Origin of the sequence: Pseudomonas sp. IB20 (genome assembly GCF_009707325.1) — a bacterium.
Lineage (GTDB): Bacteria > Pseudomonadota > Gammaproteobacteria > Pseudomonadales > Pseudomonadaceae > Aquipseudomonas.
The window spans coordinates 1,987,363-2,003,581 of record NZ_CP046103.1; the positions used below are offsets into that span (position 1 = coordinate 1,987,363).

The following is a 16,219-nucleotide window of genomic DNA, read 5'->3' on the forward strand; positions in this document are numbered from 1 at the left end:
TTTGGCCATATCCCGACATACTCTGTTAACATTCTCGCCTCTCAACTTTCCTATCCGTCAGCGAGCCCTTCGGGCTGTCGTTGATGTCGTCGTTTCTGGAGTTTTCATGCTGTTTCCCATCCTGCTGCTGTCGGCTGCCGGCTTTACTGTGCTGACCACAGAATTCATCATCGTCGGCCTGTTGCCGGCCATTGCCCGGGACTTGCATGTCAGCGTGTCCCAGGCCGGGCTGCTGGTGACCCTGTTCGCCTTTACCGTGGCGGCGTTCGGCCCGTTTCTCACGGCGTACTTCGCACGCTTCCCACGCAAACGGCTGTTTATCAGCATCCTGATCATGTTCGGGGTGGCCAATACCGTGGCGGCATTGGCGCCGAATATTTGGGTGATGGCCTTTGCACGGTTGATTCCGGCGCTAGGGTTGCCGGTGTTCTGGGCCTTGGCCAGTGAAACCGCGGTGGACATCGTCGGCCCGGAATACGCCGGGCGCGCCATCGAAAAGATTGGTTTCGGCATCGTCTGCGCCACGGTGTTCGGCATCCCCGTGGGCACCTTGATTTCCGACATGTTCGGCTGGCGCACCGCGTTTGCCATCCTCGCCGTCGTGGCGTTGGCCAAAGCGTTGCTGCTGTTCATCTACCTGCCGGTGACAAAACCGAAGAACGATCAGGTGACGCTGCGCTCGCAGTTCAAGATCCTGCGTAACCCGGTGATGCAGGGCCATATTTTGCTGTCGATCCTGGTGTTCAGCGGCATGTTCACCGCCTACACCTACCTGGCGGACATCCTCGAGCGCCTGGCCGGCTTCGACGGCACACTGGTGGGCTGGTGCTTGATGGGCTTTGGCGCAGTGGGCTTGATCGGCAACTCCCTGGGTGGGCGCGCAGTGGATCGCCACCCGTTGATCGCGTCCATGGTGTTCTGCGGCTTCATGATCGCGGGCATGGTGGCCTTGGTCCCGGCGATTCACTCACCGGTCGGCCTGGCGGCGGCCATGGCGGTGTGGGGCGTGACCCAGGCGGCGATGTTCCTGGTCAGCCACGTGCGCTTGATGAAGGCCGCACCCCATGCGCCGGCGTTTGCCGCCTCGTTGAACATTGCCGGGGCCAACCTGGGGATTGGCCTGGGGGCGATGGTCGGCGGGCATGTGATCGACACCCTCGGCCTTGGCAGTCTGGGCTTTGCCGCCTCCGGGTTTATCCTGGTGTCGATCCTGCTGGCGCTGTGGCTGATGATTGCCAAACCGCCCGCCGCCCGCGCCTGATCATCAGGGCAGGGCGGTAAACAGCTCGCGTCGCGCCCCTTCGGTAATCGCCACGATGCCGGGGTGCTTGACCTTGCGCTCCACCGAGATCGCGTAGAACGACTCGGTGACCGCATCGGTCTGGCCGATCAGCGCCACGCCGTACTGGCGCACCACCTCATCGGCAATCACGCTGGGCGCGATAAAGATCCCGCTGCCGGATTGGCCAAATGCCTGCATCAAGGCACTGTCGTCGAACTCGCCGATGATCTTCGGTTGAATCTGCTGCTCGGCAAACCAACGCTGCAAGCGGCTGCGCACCACCGTTTCTGCACCCGGAATCAACAAGGGTGCGCCCTGCAAGCACTGTGGGAAATCGCCGCCGTATTGGTCAGCCAATGCCTGGGTGGCGAAAAAACTGATGCCGCATTCGCCCAGTTTCTGGCTGTAGCCCTTGATGTCCAGGTGCGTGGGCATGGGGCTGTCGGAAATTACCAGGTCCAGGCGCTGGATCGCCAAGTCGGCCAATAAACGTTCGAGTTTGTCCTCGCGGCAGGTGATGCGGATCGGCTCGCTCAGTTCCATGGTCGGTGCAATCAGCCGGTACACGATGGACTTGGGCACCACATCCGCGACCCCGACCCGGAACAGGATCTGCTGTTCATTGGGCTCTGCGCGCAACAACGCCTCCAACTCATTGCCGGTCTGGAACATCTGCTCGGCGTAGGGCAGGACGCGGCGCCCGGCTTCGGTGAGTTCCAACTGGCGCCCGACGCGCTGAAACAACGCGATACCAAAGGTTTGCTCCAGCAGGCTGATCTGCCCGCTGATGGTCTGGGGCGTGAGGTTAAGTTGCTCACAGGCGCGTACGATGCTGCCGGTCTTGGCCACAACCCAGAAGTAATGCAGCTGTCGGTAATTGAGCATGGCGGGCTACACTTCGTAAAAAACGAAGTATACGTGAAAAAAATACGAATTTTCCTGAAGTGTTCGCGTGCATAGAATGCCTCGCTATCGAGGGGCCACTATTTGGACCCAATGGTTCTAACGAGGAATACATCATGAAACTCAATTCTCTGGGCGCCGCGTCGTTGCTTGCGCTTTCATTGGTAATGGTCAGCGGCTGTGATCAGGTGGAAAAGAGCGCCCAGCAAGTGCTGGGCAAGGCCACCGAATCCGCCAAGCAGGCTATCGATGAAACCCATAAAGCTGCCGAACAGGCATTGAGTGAAGCGACACAGGGCCTGATCAGTCCGGAAAAAAACGATGATCAGAAACAAAAAGAATCTGAATCAAGCAGCAAAGAAGCTTAACTCCCCAGCACAACGTCAGGACTGACCTATGGATTACCTTTTACAACTGGCTGCCAGCCCCACCGCCTGGGTCGCACTGGCCACCTTGATCGTCATGGAAATCGTGCTGGGCATCGATAACCTGATCTTTATCTCGATCCTCACCAACAAATTGCCCGAGAAGCACCGAGCCAAGGCGCGGCGCATCGGCATCAGCATGGCGCTGGTGTTACGTCTGGGCCTGTTGAGCACCATTGCGTTTATCGTGCAGTTGACGGCGCCGGTGTTCGAAATCTTCGGCCAGGCATTTTCGTGGAAGGACATGATCCTGATCGCCGGTGGCCTGTTCCTGGTGTGGAAGGCGACCACCGAGATCCACCACAGCATGGACCCGGAGCCGGAGCAGAAGGAGTCCGTCAGTAACGTCGTGACCATTGGCTTTGCTGCGGCCATCGGCCAGATCCTGTTGCTCGACCTGGTGTTCTCCATCGACAGCATCATCACCGCCGTGGGCATGACCGAGCACTTGCCGATCATGATCATTGCTGTGGTGGTCTCGGTGATCGTGATGCTGGTGGCGGCTGAACCGCTGGCCAAGTTCATCAACGACAACCCGACCGTGGTGATGCTGGCCCTGGGCTTCCTGATCATGATCGGCATGACGCTGATCGCCGAAGGCTTCGGCGCCCATGTGCCAAAAGGCTACGTGTATGCGGCCATGGCGTTCTCGGCAGCGATTGAGTGCTTGAACATCGCAAGACGCAATCGCCATCAGCGTTTGCTCGCCGCCAGGCAGTAACGCTAGAAACGCAAAAAGCCGGCTGAGCTAACAAGCGCCCAGCCGGCTTTTTGCTGTCTGATAGAATCTGCGCACTTGTTACCTTGAGGTCCACCATGAACGAGCCGATTCGCCTCACCCAGTACAGCCACGGCGCGGGTTGCGGCTGCAAGATTTCACCCCAGGTGCTGGAAGTGATCCTCGCCGGCAGCGGCGCACAGAACCTGGATCCCAACCTGTGGGTAGGCAACGCCTCACGCGACGACGCGGCGGTGTACGCCATCGACGACGAGCGTGGCGTGGTCTCCACCACCGACTTTTTCATGCCGATTGTCGATGACCCCTTCGACTTCGGCCGCATCGCCGCCACCAACGCGATCAGCGATATCTACGCCATGGGCGGCGATCCGTTGATGGCCATCGCCATTCTGGGCTGGCCGGTGAATGTGCTGGCGCCGGAAATCGCCCGCGAAGTGATCCGTGGCGGCCGTTCGGTGTGCGACGCCGCCGGCATTCCGTTGGCCGGTGGGCACTCCATCGACGCGCCGGAGCCGATCTTCGGCCTGGCCGTCACCGGCATCGTGCAAAAGCGCCATATGAAGCGTAACGACACCGCCACCGCCGGGTGCAAGCTGTACCTGACCAAACCGCTGGGCATCGGCATCCTCACCACCGCCGAGAAGAAGGGCAAGTTGCGCGAGGCGGACATCGGCCTGGCCCGCGACTGGATGTGCACCCTCAACAAGCCTGGCAGCCGTTTCGGCAAGTTGGCGGGCGTTACTGCCATGACCGATGTCACCGGTTTCGGCCTGCTGGGCCATCTCGTGGAGATGGCTGACGGCAGCGGCCTGACAGCGCGCATCGAGTATGAAAAAGTCCCACGCCTGCCGGGGGTTGAAGACTACCTGGATCAGGGTTGCATGCCCGGTGGCACGTTGCGCAACTTCGACAGCTATTCGAGCAAGCTCGGGCGCCTGCAAGAACTGCACAAGCGCGTGCTGTGCGACCCACAAACCAGCGGCGGCTTGCTGATTGCCGTGACCCCGGAGGGCGACGCCGAATTCCACACGGTGGCCGCCGAGCTGGGCCTGAGCCTTGAGCCAATCGGCGAACTGGTTGAGCGACAGACCCACGCGGTAGAGGTGTTTTGATGGCAACTGACATCACCGACTACCGCGACATCTTCCTCAACGACCGGCCGATGATGGATACCCGCGCGCCAATCGAGTTCACCAAGGGCGCATTTCCCGGGGTGATCAACCTGCCGCTGATGACCGACGACGAGCGCCAGCGGGTCGGCACTTGCTACAAGCAGCAGGGCCAGCAGGCGGCAATCGTTTTGGGGCATGAACTGGTGTCCGGGGCGACCAAGGCCGAGCGCATCGAGCAGTGGGCGCAGTTTGCCAAGGCCAACCCTGAGGGTTATTTGTATTGTTTTCGCGGCGGTCTGCGTTCGCAGATCGTGCAGCAATGGCTGAAGACCGAAGCCGGTATCGAGTACCCGCGGGTGGGCGGTGGCTACAAGGCCATGCGTACCTTTCTGCTGGAGACGCTGGAGCACGCCACGGCAGAGTGTGATTTCGTGTTGTTGGGCGGCATGACCGGCACCGGCAAGACCGAAGTGCTCGGCCAACTGCGCAACGCCCTGGACTTGGAAGGCCACGCCAACCATCGTGGCTCCAGCTTCGGCAAACGCGCGACATCACAACCCTCAAACATCGACTTCGAAAACCGCTTGGCCGTGGACCTGCTCAAAAGACGCGCGGCCGGCGTCGAGCAGTTTGTCGTCGAGGACGAAAGTCGCACGATCGGCAGTTGCGCGCTGCCCTTGCCGTTGCACAAGGGCATGCAGACATTTCCAATGGTGTGGTTGGAAGACAGTATTGAAGGCCGCGTCGAAAGAATCCTGCGCGATTACGTGGTCGACCTCTGCGCCGAGTTCATCCAGGTATTTGGCGACAATGGCCAGGCGCTGTTTGCCGAACGCCTGACCCAGAGCTTGGCCAATATCCACAAACGCCTGGGCGGCGAGCGCTTCCAGCGGTTGCAGGCAATCCTGCAGGACGCTTTGGCCGAGCAGGCCCGCAGCGGTGCGGTGGAACTGCATCGGGTGTGGATCGAGGGCTTGTTGCGCGAGTACTACGACCCGATGTACGCCTTCCAGCGTGAAAGCAAAGGCGCGCGGATCGAGTTTGCGGGCGAGCAGAGCGCGGTGGTGGAGTACCTGCGCGAGCGCATTGCCAGGTCAGCATAATGGAGTGGGTTTAAGGGCCTTTTCGCGAGCAAGCCTGCTCTCACATTTTTGACCGCGTTCATTCTGTAGAAACGCGGTCAAAAAGTGGGCGCTGGCTTGCCTGCGATAAGGCCCTCAGCCTCACCTGAAAACTAAAGAATCACCGCCCCAATCAACCCACACACCACACCCACCAGCATGGTCAGCCCGGCCACCGTCACCAGCACCCGCGCATCGAAATCCTTGCGCAGCATCAACAGTGACGGCAGGCTCACGCTGGGCAGGGTCATCAGCAAGGCCACGGCCGGGCCGGTGCCCATGCCCAGAGTCATCATGGTTTGTACGATAGGGATCTCAGCTGCTGTAGGAATCACGAACAGTGTGCCGACGATGGCCAGCGGTACCAACCACATCAGGCTGTTGGCCATGGCCCCGTCGACATGGGGGAACAGCCAGACCCGCGCGGCACCCAACACCAGCACGGCGAGGATATAGACCGGGATCGTGCTCCAGAACAACTGCCACAGGGTACGCAACCAACGGCTCAGGAACGGTTGCGATTCGCTCAGGCTAGCGTCGGCTACCGCGTCTAAAGCGGCTTCGGGCACCTGATCGGGTCGGGCAATCCGCTGTGCCACCAGGGACACGCCGACCACCAGTACAATCCCCGCAACCAACCGCAACGCGGTAAAGCCCCAGCCCAACACAAAGCCCATGAACACCAGCGTCGCCGGGTTCAAGACCGGGTTGGCGATCCAGAACGCCAGTGCGGCGCCTACCGATACGTGCTGACGGCGCATGCCCGCCGCCACCGGTGCTGCGCAGCAACTGCACATCATGCCCGGCAAGGCGAACAGCCCGCCGCGCAGGGTCGAACCCAGGCCGGCGCGGCCAAACAGGCGCAGCAGCCAGTCGCGGGGGATCAACACTTGCAGCAGCGAACCCAGAATCACCGCCAGCACGGCGGCCTTCCAGATGGCTAGGAAATACACTTGGGCATAGGCCAGCGCGGCCGTCAGGGGGGCGGTTTGCTGATCATTGAGAATCGAGGCGCCGATGCTGTGGTTATCCGCTGCCACGAACGCCTTGAGGTAATAGGGCGACCACTTCACGTAGTAGAGGCCGATGCAGGCCACCAGCAGGAACAGCGCTGGTTTCCACCAGAACGACCAGCCCCGGTTGGGCTGGGTAGAGATGAGGTTGGGCATGGTGCAGGTCCGCAGAGGGTTCAATAGCGGGGCATCATACGCCTGTGTCAGATATCCGCAGCGGTCTGCGTTGCATCCGGGCACGTCTGCTGGCCGTTATCCAGGCCTTGCTTGTAGTTGCGGCTGAGCAGGGAGGCCTTGCCGTTATGCCAGGTCAAGGTCAGTACATACAAGGTGTCGAAGTCACTGCCTGACCAATCGTCGGTGATGGTGTGTTTTTCACCCGAGGCTTCACTGGCCACCTTGTTGATCAGCTCCGGCAGGTAGCCGTGGGACCAGGCGGTGTAGATGATCGAGTTGTGGTACTTGTCTTCCACCAGCTCGTCAGCGAGGTCGCTGGTGTCGTTGGCCGAGAATTTGATGTTAACCGGCAGGCCGAGCTTGATGGCGCTAGGGCTGATGGTCATCAACGGGCGAATGTAGCTGTACGAATTGTCCTTTTCGCCTTCTTCGACATTGCGCGTCGGGTTGGGGGCAAACACATAGTTGGCATTACCGAATTTTTGCGGTAGCACGGTGGCCAGGTTCATGGCGCGGTTCAGGCCTTGGCAGTTCAGCTGGCCGAGGCCGCCGGCGGGTTTTTCGCCGTGGCGCAGGAATACCAGGGTTTGTACGCCGTCTACCGGCCCGGCGCTGCTGATTCGTGATTCCAGGGTCAGACCGATCGCGCCGCCGACCACGAGCAGCGGCAACATGATGTATGAGTAACGTTTAAGGCGACGAGCAAGGCACAAAGGCTTGATTCTCATTGTAGGTTCGAGTCTTCAGTGCATCGGGTTAAGGCGGACAAGCCCGGCCCCAGCGACGCATGCGGCGCCCTGCGGTTTTTCCATGTCGTTGTAACAGGGTGTCTCCTTTCACCGTGATGGCGCAGTTAAGAGTGCATATAGCCACTTTGGTTCGCCTGCGCGCCAGATTAGCGTGGCAATGTTGCGCAATGATGACCCATGCACGACGTTGGGTAGGTGGTTATTATGTGAGCTTTGCGCCTGGGGATTTTCTGATGAACGCACTCGCCGCTTTTCCGATTAATAGCAAATGGCCTGCCCAGCATCCGGAACGTTTGCAGTTGTATTCGTTGGCTACGCCCAACGGCGTCAAAGTATCCATCATGCTTGAAGAACTGGGCTTGCCTTATGAAGCGCACAAGGTCAGTTTCGAGACTCAGGACCAGTTTTCGCCTGAGTTCTTGTCGCTGAACCCCAACAACAAAATCCCCGCGATCATCGACCCCAATGGCCCGAGCGGTCAGCCATTGGCGCTGTTCGAGTCAGGCGCGATCCTGATCTACCTGGCGGAGAAAACCAGCCAATTGCTCTCCGAAGACCCGGCCACCCGTTACGAAACCCTCCAATGGCTGATGTTCCAGATGGCCGGTATCGGGCCGATGTTCGGCCAAGTGGGGTTCTTCAACAAATTTGCCGGCAAGGCCTACGAAGATAAACGCCCGCGTGATCGCTACGTGGCCGAGTCCCGGCGCTTGCTGGATGTGTTGGAAAAACGCCTGCTGGGCCGCACCTGGATCATGGGCGACGAGTACAGCATCGCCGACATCGCTACCTTTCCATGGATTCGCAACCTGATCGGCTTCTACGAATCCGGCGACCTGGTAGGCATTGCCGATTTCCCGAACGTACTGCGCGCGTTGGACGGCTTTGTCGCACGTCCGGCGGTGATCCGTGGCCTGAACATACCTGCCTGACCCCAAGAGCGTTGAAATATGCCGACTTTCGATTTTAAGCAACTGGATGTATTCAGCAGCGTTTCGCTCAAGGGCAACCCACTGGCGGTGGTGTTGGGGGCTGACAGCCTCACCGACCAGCAAATGGCCGGTTTCGCCAACTGGACCAACCTCAGCGAAACCACGTTTTTGCTGACACCGCGCGACCCACGAGCTGACTACCGGGTGAGAATTTTCACCACGCTCAAAGAGCTGCCATTCGCCGGCCACCCGACGCTGGGCAGTTGCCATGCCTGGCTGCAAGCGGGGGGCGTTCCCAAAGGTGAGGAGATTATCCAAGAGTGCGAAATCGGCCTGGTGCGTATCCGTCGCGAAGGCGATGAGCTGGCCTTTATAGCTCCGCCGTTGTTGCGTAGCGGTGCCGTTGAAGCGCCCTTGCTGGAACGCGTGCGCTTGGGGCTCGGCCTGGCACCCGACGCCATTGTGCGTAGCCAATGGGTCGACAATGGCGCGGACTGGCTGGCAGTAATGCTCGCCGATCGCGAACAAGTACTGGCGCTGCAGCCGGATTACTCGCAACTGCATGGGTTGGCCATTGGCGTCATCGCGCCCTGTGACCCGGCGCGGGACGCTGTGGGCACGCACTTCGAAGTCCGCGCATTTATCGCGGGCGACAGCGCCCAGGAAGACCCGGCCACCGGCAGCCTGAATGCGGGCATTGCCCAATGGTTACTGGGTGAAGGCCTTGCGCCGAGCCGCTACGTAGTCAGCCAAGGTACGGCCATTGGGCGCGCCGGGCGTATTCGCGTCGATCGCCAAGGTGATGAAATCTGGATCGGCGGCGCCGTTTCGGTGTGCATCGAAGGGCGCGTACAGCTCTAGATCAATGAATTGTTACGGGCTGCGCAATACACTATTGGCCCCTCGGCGTTTGTGCTGCCGGGGCCAAGGGGCATAAGCTTTCGCCCCAACTATTTCTGCCGCAACCTAGGACAGCCATGACCAGCCAGTTCCCCCAAGCCCGTCCACGCCGCCTGCGCCGCTCCCCGGAGTTGCGTGGTCTGTTCCAGGAAACCGAATTCACCCTCAACGACCTGGTGCTGCCGATCTTCGTCGAAGAAGAAATCGACGACTTCGTCCCCATCACCAGCATGCCGGGTGTGCAGCGTATTCCTGAAAAGAAACTAGCCGGTGAGATCGAGCGTTATGCCCGCGCCGGGATCAAGTCAGTCATGACCTTCGGCGTGTCCCACCACCTGGACGCCAACGGCAGCGACACCTGGAAAGAACGCGGCCTGGTCTCGCGCATGTCCTCAATCATCAAGGACGCCGTGCCGGAAATGATCGTGATGTCTGACACCTGCTTCTGCGAATACACCGACCACGGCCACTGCGGCGTGATGCACGGCGCCCATGTCGACAATGACGCGACCCTGGTCAACCTCGGCAAACAAGCCGTGGCCGCCGCCCGCGCCGGTGCTGACGTCATCGCGCCTTCCGCCGCCATGGACGGCCAAGTCCAAGCGATCCGTCGCGCCCTGGACGATGCCGGCTTCACGCATATTCCGATCATGGCCTACTCCACCAAATTCGCCTCAGCCCTCTACGGCCCGTTCCGCGAAGCAGGCGGCAGCGCGCTCAAAGGCGACCGTAAAAGCTACCAGATGAACCCCATGAACCGCCGCGAAGCCGTGCGCGAATCGCTGCTCGATGAGCAGGAAGGCGCGGATGCGCTGATGGTCAAGCCAGCCGGTGCCTACCTCGACATCATCCGCGACATCCGCGAAGCCTCGCGCTTGCCGGTGGCGGCGTATCAGGTCAGTGGTGAATACGCGATGATCAAATTCGGTGCCCAGGCGGGCGCGATTGATGAGGCGCGCGTGGTGCGGGAGACGTTGGGGTCGATCAAACGCGCGGGGGCGGATTTGATTTTCACGTACTTTGCGATGGATTTGGCGTTGGCGGGGATTTGATATCGGGTTGTAGTCCTGTGGCGAGCGGAACTGCTCGTCTCGGGGCTACATCTACACCGATTCTGCCCAGCGCTGGCAGAAGTCGTGTTGCTCCTGTATGTCGTTGGTGAGATTACTTTCTTCATAAGAGAAATTGCATAAAGCTTTGTTGGTGCGTTATGGGGGGCTAAAATAGGTTGCCATAGTTTTGAAGATGGCGTCGAAGTTATCATTCTTTGATAGGTAGTGCTTGATAGAGGAGATAAACCATTTTTGTTCAAGGGCTGTATAAGCTAGAAATTCTGGTTTTGTCAGTGCGTCAAAGATCTCTATAAGCTCTTTTTCGTTATTTGGGTCTTTTGACGAGATAAGTTTTTCTCTTTCTAAGTTGTCTGTGTTTTCAATGTCGTAAGTGAACAGTAATCCACGGATTATTTCCATGCTCGGCTGTCTTTTCATATTTATGATTTGGTATGAGTGGTTCTGGGTTTGTTGTTTGATTTTTTGTTTGTATCTTGTTTTTTGGCTGTATTTTGCTCGTCTCGCGAGTGTCCGCCTCTACGGATGCATCGAAACTTAAAATTAAAATTTCATTGCTGAATGTAGATGCCGCTGGAATATTTGGCTCTGACTCAAGCCTTGCGGTTAGCTGAGCGTCCGTTTGATCTATGTGCTTCCTAATTAGGTGCCCCCCTGACTTTTCATGCGAGTCTAGTACAGGGGCCTTGCTTGATTGAAGGGGGTCGACGTTTGAGCCAGGGCACCCTCCAACCTTGCAACTTAATCCCAGCGGATCCACCCATCCCGTAGGATTGGGCGCGTACTGGTACGCGTTGATCCCACCCGCCAGCTTCACCGGGTCGGGAGTCAGGTAACGACCAATATCTGGATTGTAGTAGCGATGGCGGTTGTAGTGCAGCCCGCTTTCTTGGTCGAAGTATTGGCCTTGGAAGCGCAGCGGGTTGTCGATTTTATTGATGTCTAGGCGAGCAATTTCACCGTAGGCGCGGTAGTGCGCGGACCAGACGATTTCGCCGTCAGGTGCCGTGAGTTCTTGCGGGGTGCCAAGGTGGTCGAGTTGGTAGTGGAAGGGCTGGGTGTCTTTTGGACCAAAGCCTTCCAGCAGTGCCAGCGGACGGAAGCTCTCCGGTTCGTAGATGTAACTGCGATGGCGATCTGCGTGATGTTCCGCAACCAGCTTGTCGCCTTGCCAGAAAAACTCTGTGGTTATGCCGTCGACGGTTTTGCTGATCCGCCGCCCAAACGGGTCATAGCGGTAGCTGGCCGTTTGCCCGTTGGGCTGAGTGATGCCAATCAACCGATGCTGACAGTCGTAGCGGTACTCGGTGACGAGCTGATGGCCCTTACCGCGCCTTTGGCGGATGAGGTTGCCAAAGGCGTCATAGTCATAATGATGATCGCCTTGGATCACTAATCGGTTACCCGCAACGATGTCCGGGCCCGGGCGGTCTTGCATCAGCAGGTTGCCGGCTGGGTCATGGCCGAAGCGTTCCTGCACGTCTTGCGAGTGATCCGCGCGGGTCAGGCGGGCGAGAGGATCGTAGTGATAGTGGTGTTCACCTTTGCGGGTATCTAGCAGGCGGGTCAGGTTGCCGGTTTTGTCGTAGTCGTAGTGGCGGCGGTAGAGGTCATGGTTTTCTTGAGTCACCGCGTGGGCGTGCAGGCGGTTTTGCTCGTCGTAGTGGTAGTGGCTGAGGAGCTGGCCTTGTTGGCGTGGTCCGGCCGGTTTTGAACAGGTGGAGTGAGGGTTTTGCCATTCAGTCGACGGTGGCGAGGTGGCCGCCTTTGTCGTGGTTGAAGGTGAGCGTTGTTGTCGGAGGCGCAGGCTTTTCAGCTGGCTGCAGGCGTCGTAGCCGTAGCGCAAGGTGCCCCAGCCTTGGTGTTCGGCGGTGAGGCGGCTTTGGGCGTCGTATTCGTAGGCTAGCGCCCAGTGGCCGTCGTCGACGCTGAGGAGGTTGCCCTGGCGGTCGTAGGCATAGTCAACAACACAGCCGTCGGGTAGGGTTTTTCGTACGAGGCGGCCGGCAGGGTCTCGCTCGTAACGGGTAAGAAGCTGACTGCCATCGTCGCCGTGTTCGGTCTTTTCCAGCAGGTTGCCGTTGAGGTCGTAGACGTAGGCCGTGCGCTGACCGTCAAAGCCAATTTCCTGCTGGATCAGCCCGTTGGGATGGTAATCAAGTTGGTAGGTTTCGCCGACTTCGTTTTCGATCTCGGTCAGCAGTAACCGGGCGTTGTCGTAGCGGTATTTGACCTGGGTGCCGTCAGAATTAATGCGCCGGCTGATCAGGTGCAGGCCATCGGCGTATTCGTAGCGGGTGACGTGGCCCAATTCATCGCGTTCGGCGGTAATTTTTCCGTAGGGGTTGTAGCTGTATTCCCGCGTGGCACCATCGGGCTGGATTTGCAAGCGCGCGGCGGCATCCCATTGATACTGGGTCAGGCGCCATGTCTCCTCGGCACTGTCGCCCAAGGTCGTCATAGCGATACGCTTAACCCCGCTATTCGGCAGTTGCTCTTCAACGAGCTGCCCACGCTCATTCCAGACCAGCCGATGGCACCCGTTATCCGGGTACCAAACCCCAATCAGTTGCCCGTGTTTGTTGTAGTTAGTCCGTAACGTGGCCATCAGGATCCGTCTTCGCGTACGTCGCCCTGGTCATTACGCTCATATTTCCAAACCGCTTCACCACGCCGTACGACCCGTACGAACCCGTTGTCATACTCGTAGGAAGTCGGCTCATCCTCCCCAGGAAACAGCGCCACCAAACGCCCGGCTTCGTCGTATTGATACGCCGTCACCGCCCCGAGCGGGTCCTGCTCAACCGTCAGCCGGCCCTTGGCGTCATAGGATTTGAAATGCTCAGCGCCGTCCGGATCAATGCGCTGCACCAGCCGCGCCCGCTGGTCATGGACATAAACTTCCTGGCTACCATCGGCGTTGTGAACCGTAACCCTGCCGCCGTCCTCCCACGCATACCGCGTGTCCATCTGTGAAAAGCTGGCCCAATGCCGGACACACCGCGCCGCTTTACCAGCCCGTTCCCACTCCCAAAAGAAACTCGCCCCACCGGCCAACTGCCGCTCAAGAATGACGTGCTGATCGTCGTACCGATAAACCTCACTTTCGCCTACAGCGTTAGTCGCTGAAACCAGTCGTCCAGCTTCGTCATAGCTGTAGGAAACGACGTTCTGCTCTGTCACCCAAACATACGGTTCACGCCCTTTGGCACGATGAACCTGATAGTCAACGGCAACAATGCGACCGAGTTCGTAGCGTAGAAATAGCGACCGACCCGCACCGTTATCCAGCCGCTCAACCCGCCCCAAGCGATCACGAGAAATCCGCAGCCGGTTGTCATACGCATCGCTGATCGCCGTCAGCACACCGTCGCGAAAGTGATAAAACCGTGACGCCTGAGCCAGCACCAACTCATCAGGCAGCGACCCCAAGTAAATCGCCGCTTCGGCCAAACTGTTGGTGATCGCCGGTCGAGCCACCGTGGGCAAGGGCAGGGCAGTAGACCGGTTCTCATGATCCGTCCAAACCACCGAATCACCGTCCACCACCAACCGCTGCGCCAGCGAGTGACTCCAGCCAAACCCCAACCCACAATCCACTTCCACCGCACTGGTGCGGTACAAACGGGTCCACTCAAACGGCAATATCCCATCCAGCGCGCCATCGGTAAGAGTCAGCAACTCCTCGCCGGTGACCATCGACACCGGGCAGCCATTGGTGGCCGTTTTATCCGCAGGCGCCGCCGCATCTCCCTGCGGATTCTTCGCAGCGACAGGCACATCATCGACATGTTCCTGGCGCACCAACGCCGTCTTCTGCGTCTTGCTGCGAACCGCTGGCACCGCGTTCGTAACCAGGTTCTCCCCAGCCTTCAACGGCGCACCCGCCACCGTGTTGATCGACGTCGCCGGCCCTGCGAGCAATATCGGCTTAGCCGCCTCAACATGGGCATCCAGGCGGCATCACCAGCTTTTTAGCCAGCAACTCCAACAAATCCCGCGTCCGTCCAGACTTGATATGCCCAAGCACCTGCGTACCCAGGCGCACCGCCACACCCATTCCCGCCGTTGCCCAAATCAGCAGCAGGTTGATCAATACCTCGCCAGTGATCTCCCCCATCAACTCATTCATTTCTGGCGGCGGCAGCATGCGCATCCAGCTGACCATCGCCGACACATAAATGAACAGCAGTGGCTCATCGCTAAGCACCAGCAGGCCGTTGGCGATCGCGTCGTTGCCGAGCTTCAGCAGCTCATCAAGTTCGGTTTGGGAGATGTAGTGCAGCAACTTCTCGCTGTTGGGCTTGATGTCCGCCAACAGGTCATACAACTGCGTGATGTTGTCCCACAGCCCGTAAAGTGCTTTGCCCATGCCACTGAGAAACGCCGCTTCCAGCATCCTGCGCCGGTCCAGCGGGGTAGCGTCGCGTAGTTCTTCCACAGCGGCGCAAAGGTGCCGTTCCACTCACTGCGCAGCCAATCTTCCAGCGGTGCAATGACCGACTGATAGGAGGCATGCAGCGCCTTGAAGTGTTCTTTGGAAACGTTGGGGTAAAAACTGACTCGGTACTTCTGGTTACGATCACACTCGGTGATTTCCAGAATGCCGCTGGGCCCGATGGTTTTATGGATGGGTTCGCCCAGCGGGCCACCGTTGGGGTCGACACGTTGTAACACCACGGGCGTGTTGCCAATGGGCACGAATCGAGCACTCTGGAACATATGCACCAAGGTCAAGGTGCCGTCTTGCTTGCACGCTGCAACGGTGGTGCTGGGCAGGATAGAGCGATCGATCGGCGCGACGAGCGCCACCTCATTCCACCTTGAACACCTGTTCTACATCCAGCGCCGAAAAGCTCCAGAAGCTCGAAGCCCAGTCGTCAAAGGTGTTCAGGCAGTTGCGAAAGTCACGCAAGACGCTTTCACTTGAATCCATGGCGGCCAGCACCAGAAGGCCAATAGCTTGGCTGGTGGCGGCGATCAAAAGACAGCCCCAAAAACTAGGGCTTTAACGGAAAAAACCATCTGCAATCCCTCGCACTGTGTGATCAGGCGAAGGACTTTGCAGAGGTTTTCAGGCGGTATCTGTAGAGCTTATCCGGTAGTTATGTGGGATGTTTCAGTAGTCCTTGTCAGCGCTGCGCAAACGCCAAATTCAACCCGCGCGCAAACGCCAAATTCAACCCCAGTCCTGCAAAGGCTGCCGCAAAACTGCAGCGCAGCCAGTTCTGCACTCGAGGCGATTCGATCACGGCACGGCGGAAGCCATTGGCCAGCAGGCCATAGATCACGAAAACCGCAAACGTCATCGCCATGAATACGCCGCTCAGTACCAGCATTTGCACGGCGGGCGCGGTGCTGCCGAGGGTGACGAATTGGGGCAGAAAGGCCAGGAAGAAAATCGTCAGTTTGGGGTTGAGGATGTTCAGCAGCAAACCCCGGAGCATCAGGCTGCGCGCTGTGGCTACCGTCGGTGCGTCATTCATGGCGAAGGCCGAGCGATCACGCCAGGTGGCGTAGGCCAGGTAGAGCAGGTAGGCGACGCCCGCATATTTGAGTACTTCAAACGCCAGCGCGCTGGTGTGCAGCAGCGCGGAAAGGCCGAGCACGGACGCCAGCAAGTGGGGGAGGATGCCCGCGGTACAGCCCAACGCTGCGAACACGCTGGCGCGCTTGCCGGCGGTGAGGCCGGTGGACACGGTAAAGATCACACCGGTGCCGGGGATCAGCACGACGATCAGGCAGGTAACGAAGAAGTTCACACTGAGCATGGCATTCAAACTCCTGTAGGAATGG

Annotated in this window: 12 protein-coding genes and 1 pseudogene; 8 read left to right on the forward strand and 5 right to left on the reverse strand. The window is 59.2% G+C overall.

Annotation, left to right across the window (positions count from 1 at the left end):
* The first annotated feature begins 106 nt into the window (after positions 1 to 106).
* Positions 107 to 1,261 (forward strand): MFS transporter, encoded by a 1,155-nt coding sequence (locus GJU48_RS09300; RefSeq protein WP_094952551.1) that lies wholly within the window; start codon positions 107 to 109, stop codon positions 1,259 to 1,261.
* A 3-nt stretch (positions 1,262 to 1,264) separates the two neighbouring features.
* On the opposite strand, the gene nhaR is transcribed toward GJU48_RS09300, so the two are convergent.
* A complete protein-coding gene (nhaR, locus tag GJU48_RS09305) occupies positions 1,265 to 2,167 on the reverse strand; it encodes a transcriptional activator NhaR (protein ID WP_094952552.1) in 903 nt (300 codons plus the stop codon).
* A gap of 134 nt (positions 2,168 to 2,301) precedes the next feature.
* Between nhaR and GJU48_RS09310 the strand changes: the two genes are divergently transcribed.
* The 4 genes from GJU48_RS09310 (at position 2,302) to mnmH (ending at position 5,564) form a co-directional block, all read left to right on the forward strand.
* Positions 2,302 to 2,553, forward strand: coding sequence for a hypothetical protein (locus GJU48_RS09310; RefSeq protein WP_094952553.1), 252 nt, complete (start codon positions 2,302 to 2,304; stop codon positions 2,551 to 2,553).
* A gap of 28 nt (positions 2,554 to 2,581) precedes the next feature.
* A complete protein-coding gene (locus tag GJU48_RS09315; RefSeq protein ID WP_094952554.1) occupies positions 2,582 to 3,331 on the forward strand; it encodes a TerC family protein in 750 nt (249 codons plus the stop codon).
* A 95-nt stretch (positions 3,332 to 3,426) separates the two neighbouring features.
* Positions 3,427 to 4,461, forward strand: coding sequence for a selenide, water dikinase SelD (gene selD, locus GJU48_RS09320; RefSeq protein ID WP_094952555.1), 1,035 nt, complete (start codon positions 3,427 to 3,429; stop codon positions 4,459 to 4,461).
* Positions 4,461 to 5,564 carry a tRNA 2-selenouridine(34) synthase MnmH gene (mnmH, locus tag GJU48_RS09325; protein WP_094952556.1) on the forward strand — a complete coding sequence of 368 codons (1,104 nt, stop codon included), beginning with the start codon at positions 4,461 to 4,463 and terminating at the stop codon, positions 5,562 to 5,564. Before selD ends, mnmH begins: the two co-directional genes overlap by 1 nt.
* A gap of 131 nt (positions 5,565 to 5,695) precedes the next feature.
* On the opposite strand, the gene GJU48_RS09330 is transcribed toward mnmH, so the two are convergent.
* Both GJU48_RS09330 and GJU48_RS09335 read right to left on the reverse strand, forming a co-directional pair.
* On the reverse strand, positions 5,696 to 6,751 hold the full coding sequence (locus GJU48_RS09330) for a permease (RefSeq protein WP_094952557.1): 1,056 nt from the start codon (positions 6,749 to 6,751) through the stop codon (positions 5,696 to 5,698).
* A gap of 47 nt (positions 6,752 to 6,798) precedes the next feature.
* Positions 6,799 to 7,500, reverse strand: a complete 702-nt coding sequence (locus tag GJU48_RS09335; protein WP_094952558.1) for a histidine phosphatase family protein — start codon at positions 7,498 to 7,500, stop codon at positions 6,799 to 6,801.
* Positions 7,501 to 7,754: 254 nt separating this feature from the next.
* Here GJU48_RS09335 and GJU48_RS09340 point away from each other — a divergent pair, with 254 nt between their 5' ends.
* The 3 genes from GJU48_RS09340 to hemB all read left to right on the forward strand — a co-directional run bounded on the left by GJU48_RS09340 (position 7,755) and on the right by hemB (position 10,405).
* On the forward strand, positions 7,755 to 8,453 hold the full coding sequence (locus GJU48_RS09340; RefSeq protein ID WP_094952559.1) for a glutathione S-transferase N-terminal domain-containing protein: 699 nt from the start codon (positions 7,755 to 7,757) through the stop codon (positions 8,451 to 8,453).
* Between the two features lie 18 nt (positions 8,454 to 8,471).
* On the forward strand, positions 8,472 to 9,314 hold the full coding sequence (locus tag GJU48_RS09345; protein WP_094952560.1) for a PhzF family phenazine biosynthesis protein: 843 nt from the start codon (positions 8,472 to 8,474) through the stop codon (positions 9,312 to 9,314).
* Between the two features lie 116 nt (positions 9,315 to 9,430).
* The gene (gene hemB / locus GJU48_RS09350) at positions 9,431 to 10,405 is read left to right on the forward strand and encodes a porphobilinogen synthase (protein ID WP_094952561.1); all 975 of its coding nucleotides are present in this window, start codon (positions 9,431 to 9,433) and stop codon (positions 10,403 to 10,405) included.
* A gap of 577 nt (positions 10,406 to 10,982) precedes the next feature.
* Here the strand turns inward: hemB and GJU48_RS25120 are convergent.
* Together GJU48_RS25120 and GJU48_RS09375 are read right to left on the reverse strand one after the other, a co-directional pair.
* A pseudogene (locus GJU48_RS25120) lies at positions 10,983 to 15,359 on the reverse strand (RHS repeat-associated core domain-containing protein); the annotation flags it as partial.
* Between the two features lie 196 nt (positions 15,360 to 15,555).
* On the reverse strand, positions 15,556 to 16,194 hold the full coding sequence (locus GJU48_RS09375; protein ID WP_155295966.1) for a LysE family translocator: 639 nt from the start codon (positions 16,192 to 16,194) through the stop codon (positions 15,556 to 15,558).
* Between the last annotated feature and the right edge of the window lie 25 nt (positions 16,195 to 16,219).

Bases quoted from the DNA above. Each gene is read 5' to 3' on its own strand.
- GJU48_RS09300 (WP_094952551.1), top strand. From the start codon at position 107: ATGCTGTTTCCCATCCTGCTGCTGTCGGCTGCCGGCTTTACTGTGCTG.
- nhaR (WP_094952552.1), bottom strand. From the start codon at position 2,167: ATGCTCAATTACCGACAGCTGCATTACTTCTGGGTTGTGGCCAAGACC.
- GJU48_RS09310 (WP_094952553.1), top strand. From the start codon at position 2,302: ATGAAACTCAATTCTCTGGGCGCCGCGTCGTTGCTTGCGCTTTCATTG.
- GJU48_RS09315 (WP_094952554.1), top strand. From the start codon at position 2,582: ATGGATTACCTTTTACAACTGGCTGCCAGCCCCACCGCCTGGGTCGCA.
- selD (WP_094952555.1), top strand. From the start codon at position 3,427: ATGAACGAGCCGATTCGCCTCACCCAGTACAGCCACGGCGCGGGTTGC.
- mnmH (WP_094952556.1), top strand. From the start codon at position 4,461: ATGGCAACTGACATCACCGACTACCGCGACATCTTCCTCAACGACCGG.
- GJU48_RS09330 (WP_094952557.1), bottom strand. From the start codon at position 6,751: ATGCCCAACCTCATCTCTACCCAGCCCAACCGGGGCTGGTCGTTCTGG.
- GJU48_RS09335 (WP_094952558.1), bottom strand. From the start codon at position 7,500: ATGAGAATCAAGCCTTTGTGCCTTGCTCGTCGCCTTAAACGTTACTCA.
- GJU48_RS09340 (WP_094952559.1), top strand. From the start codon at position 7,755: ATGAACGCACTCGCCGCTTTTCCGATTAATAGCAAATGGCCTGCCCAG.
- GJU48_RS09345 (WP_094952560.1), top strand. From the start codon at position 8,472: ATGCCGACTTTCGATTTTAAGCAACTGGATGTATTCAGCAGCGTTTCG.
- hemB (WP_094952561.1), top strand. From the start codon at position 9,431: ATGACCAGCCAGTTCCCCCAAGCCCGTCCACGCCGCCTGCGCCGCTCC.
- GJU48_RS09375 (WP_155295966.1), bottom strand. From the start codon at position 16,194: ATGCTCAGTGTGAACTTCTTCGTTACCTGCCTGATCGTCGTGCTGATC.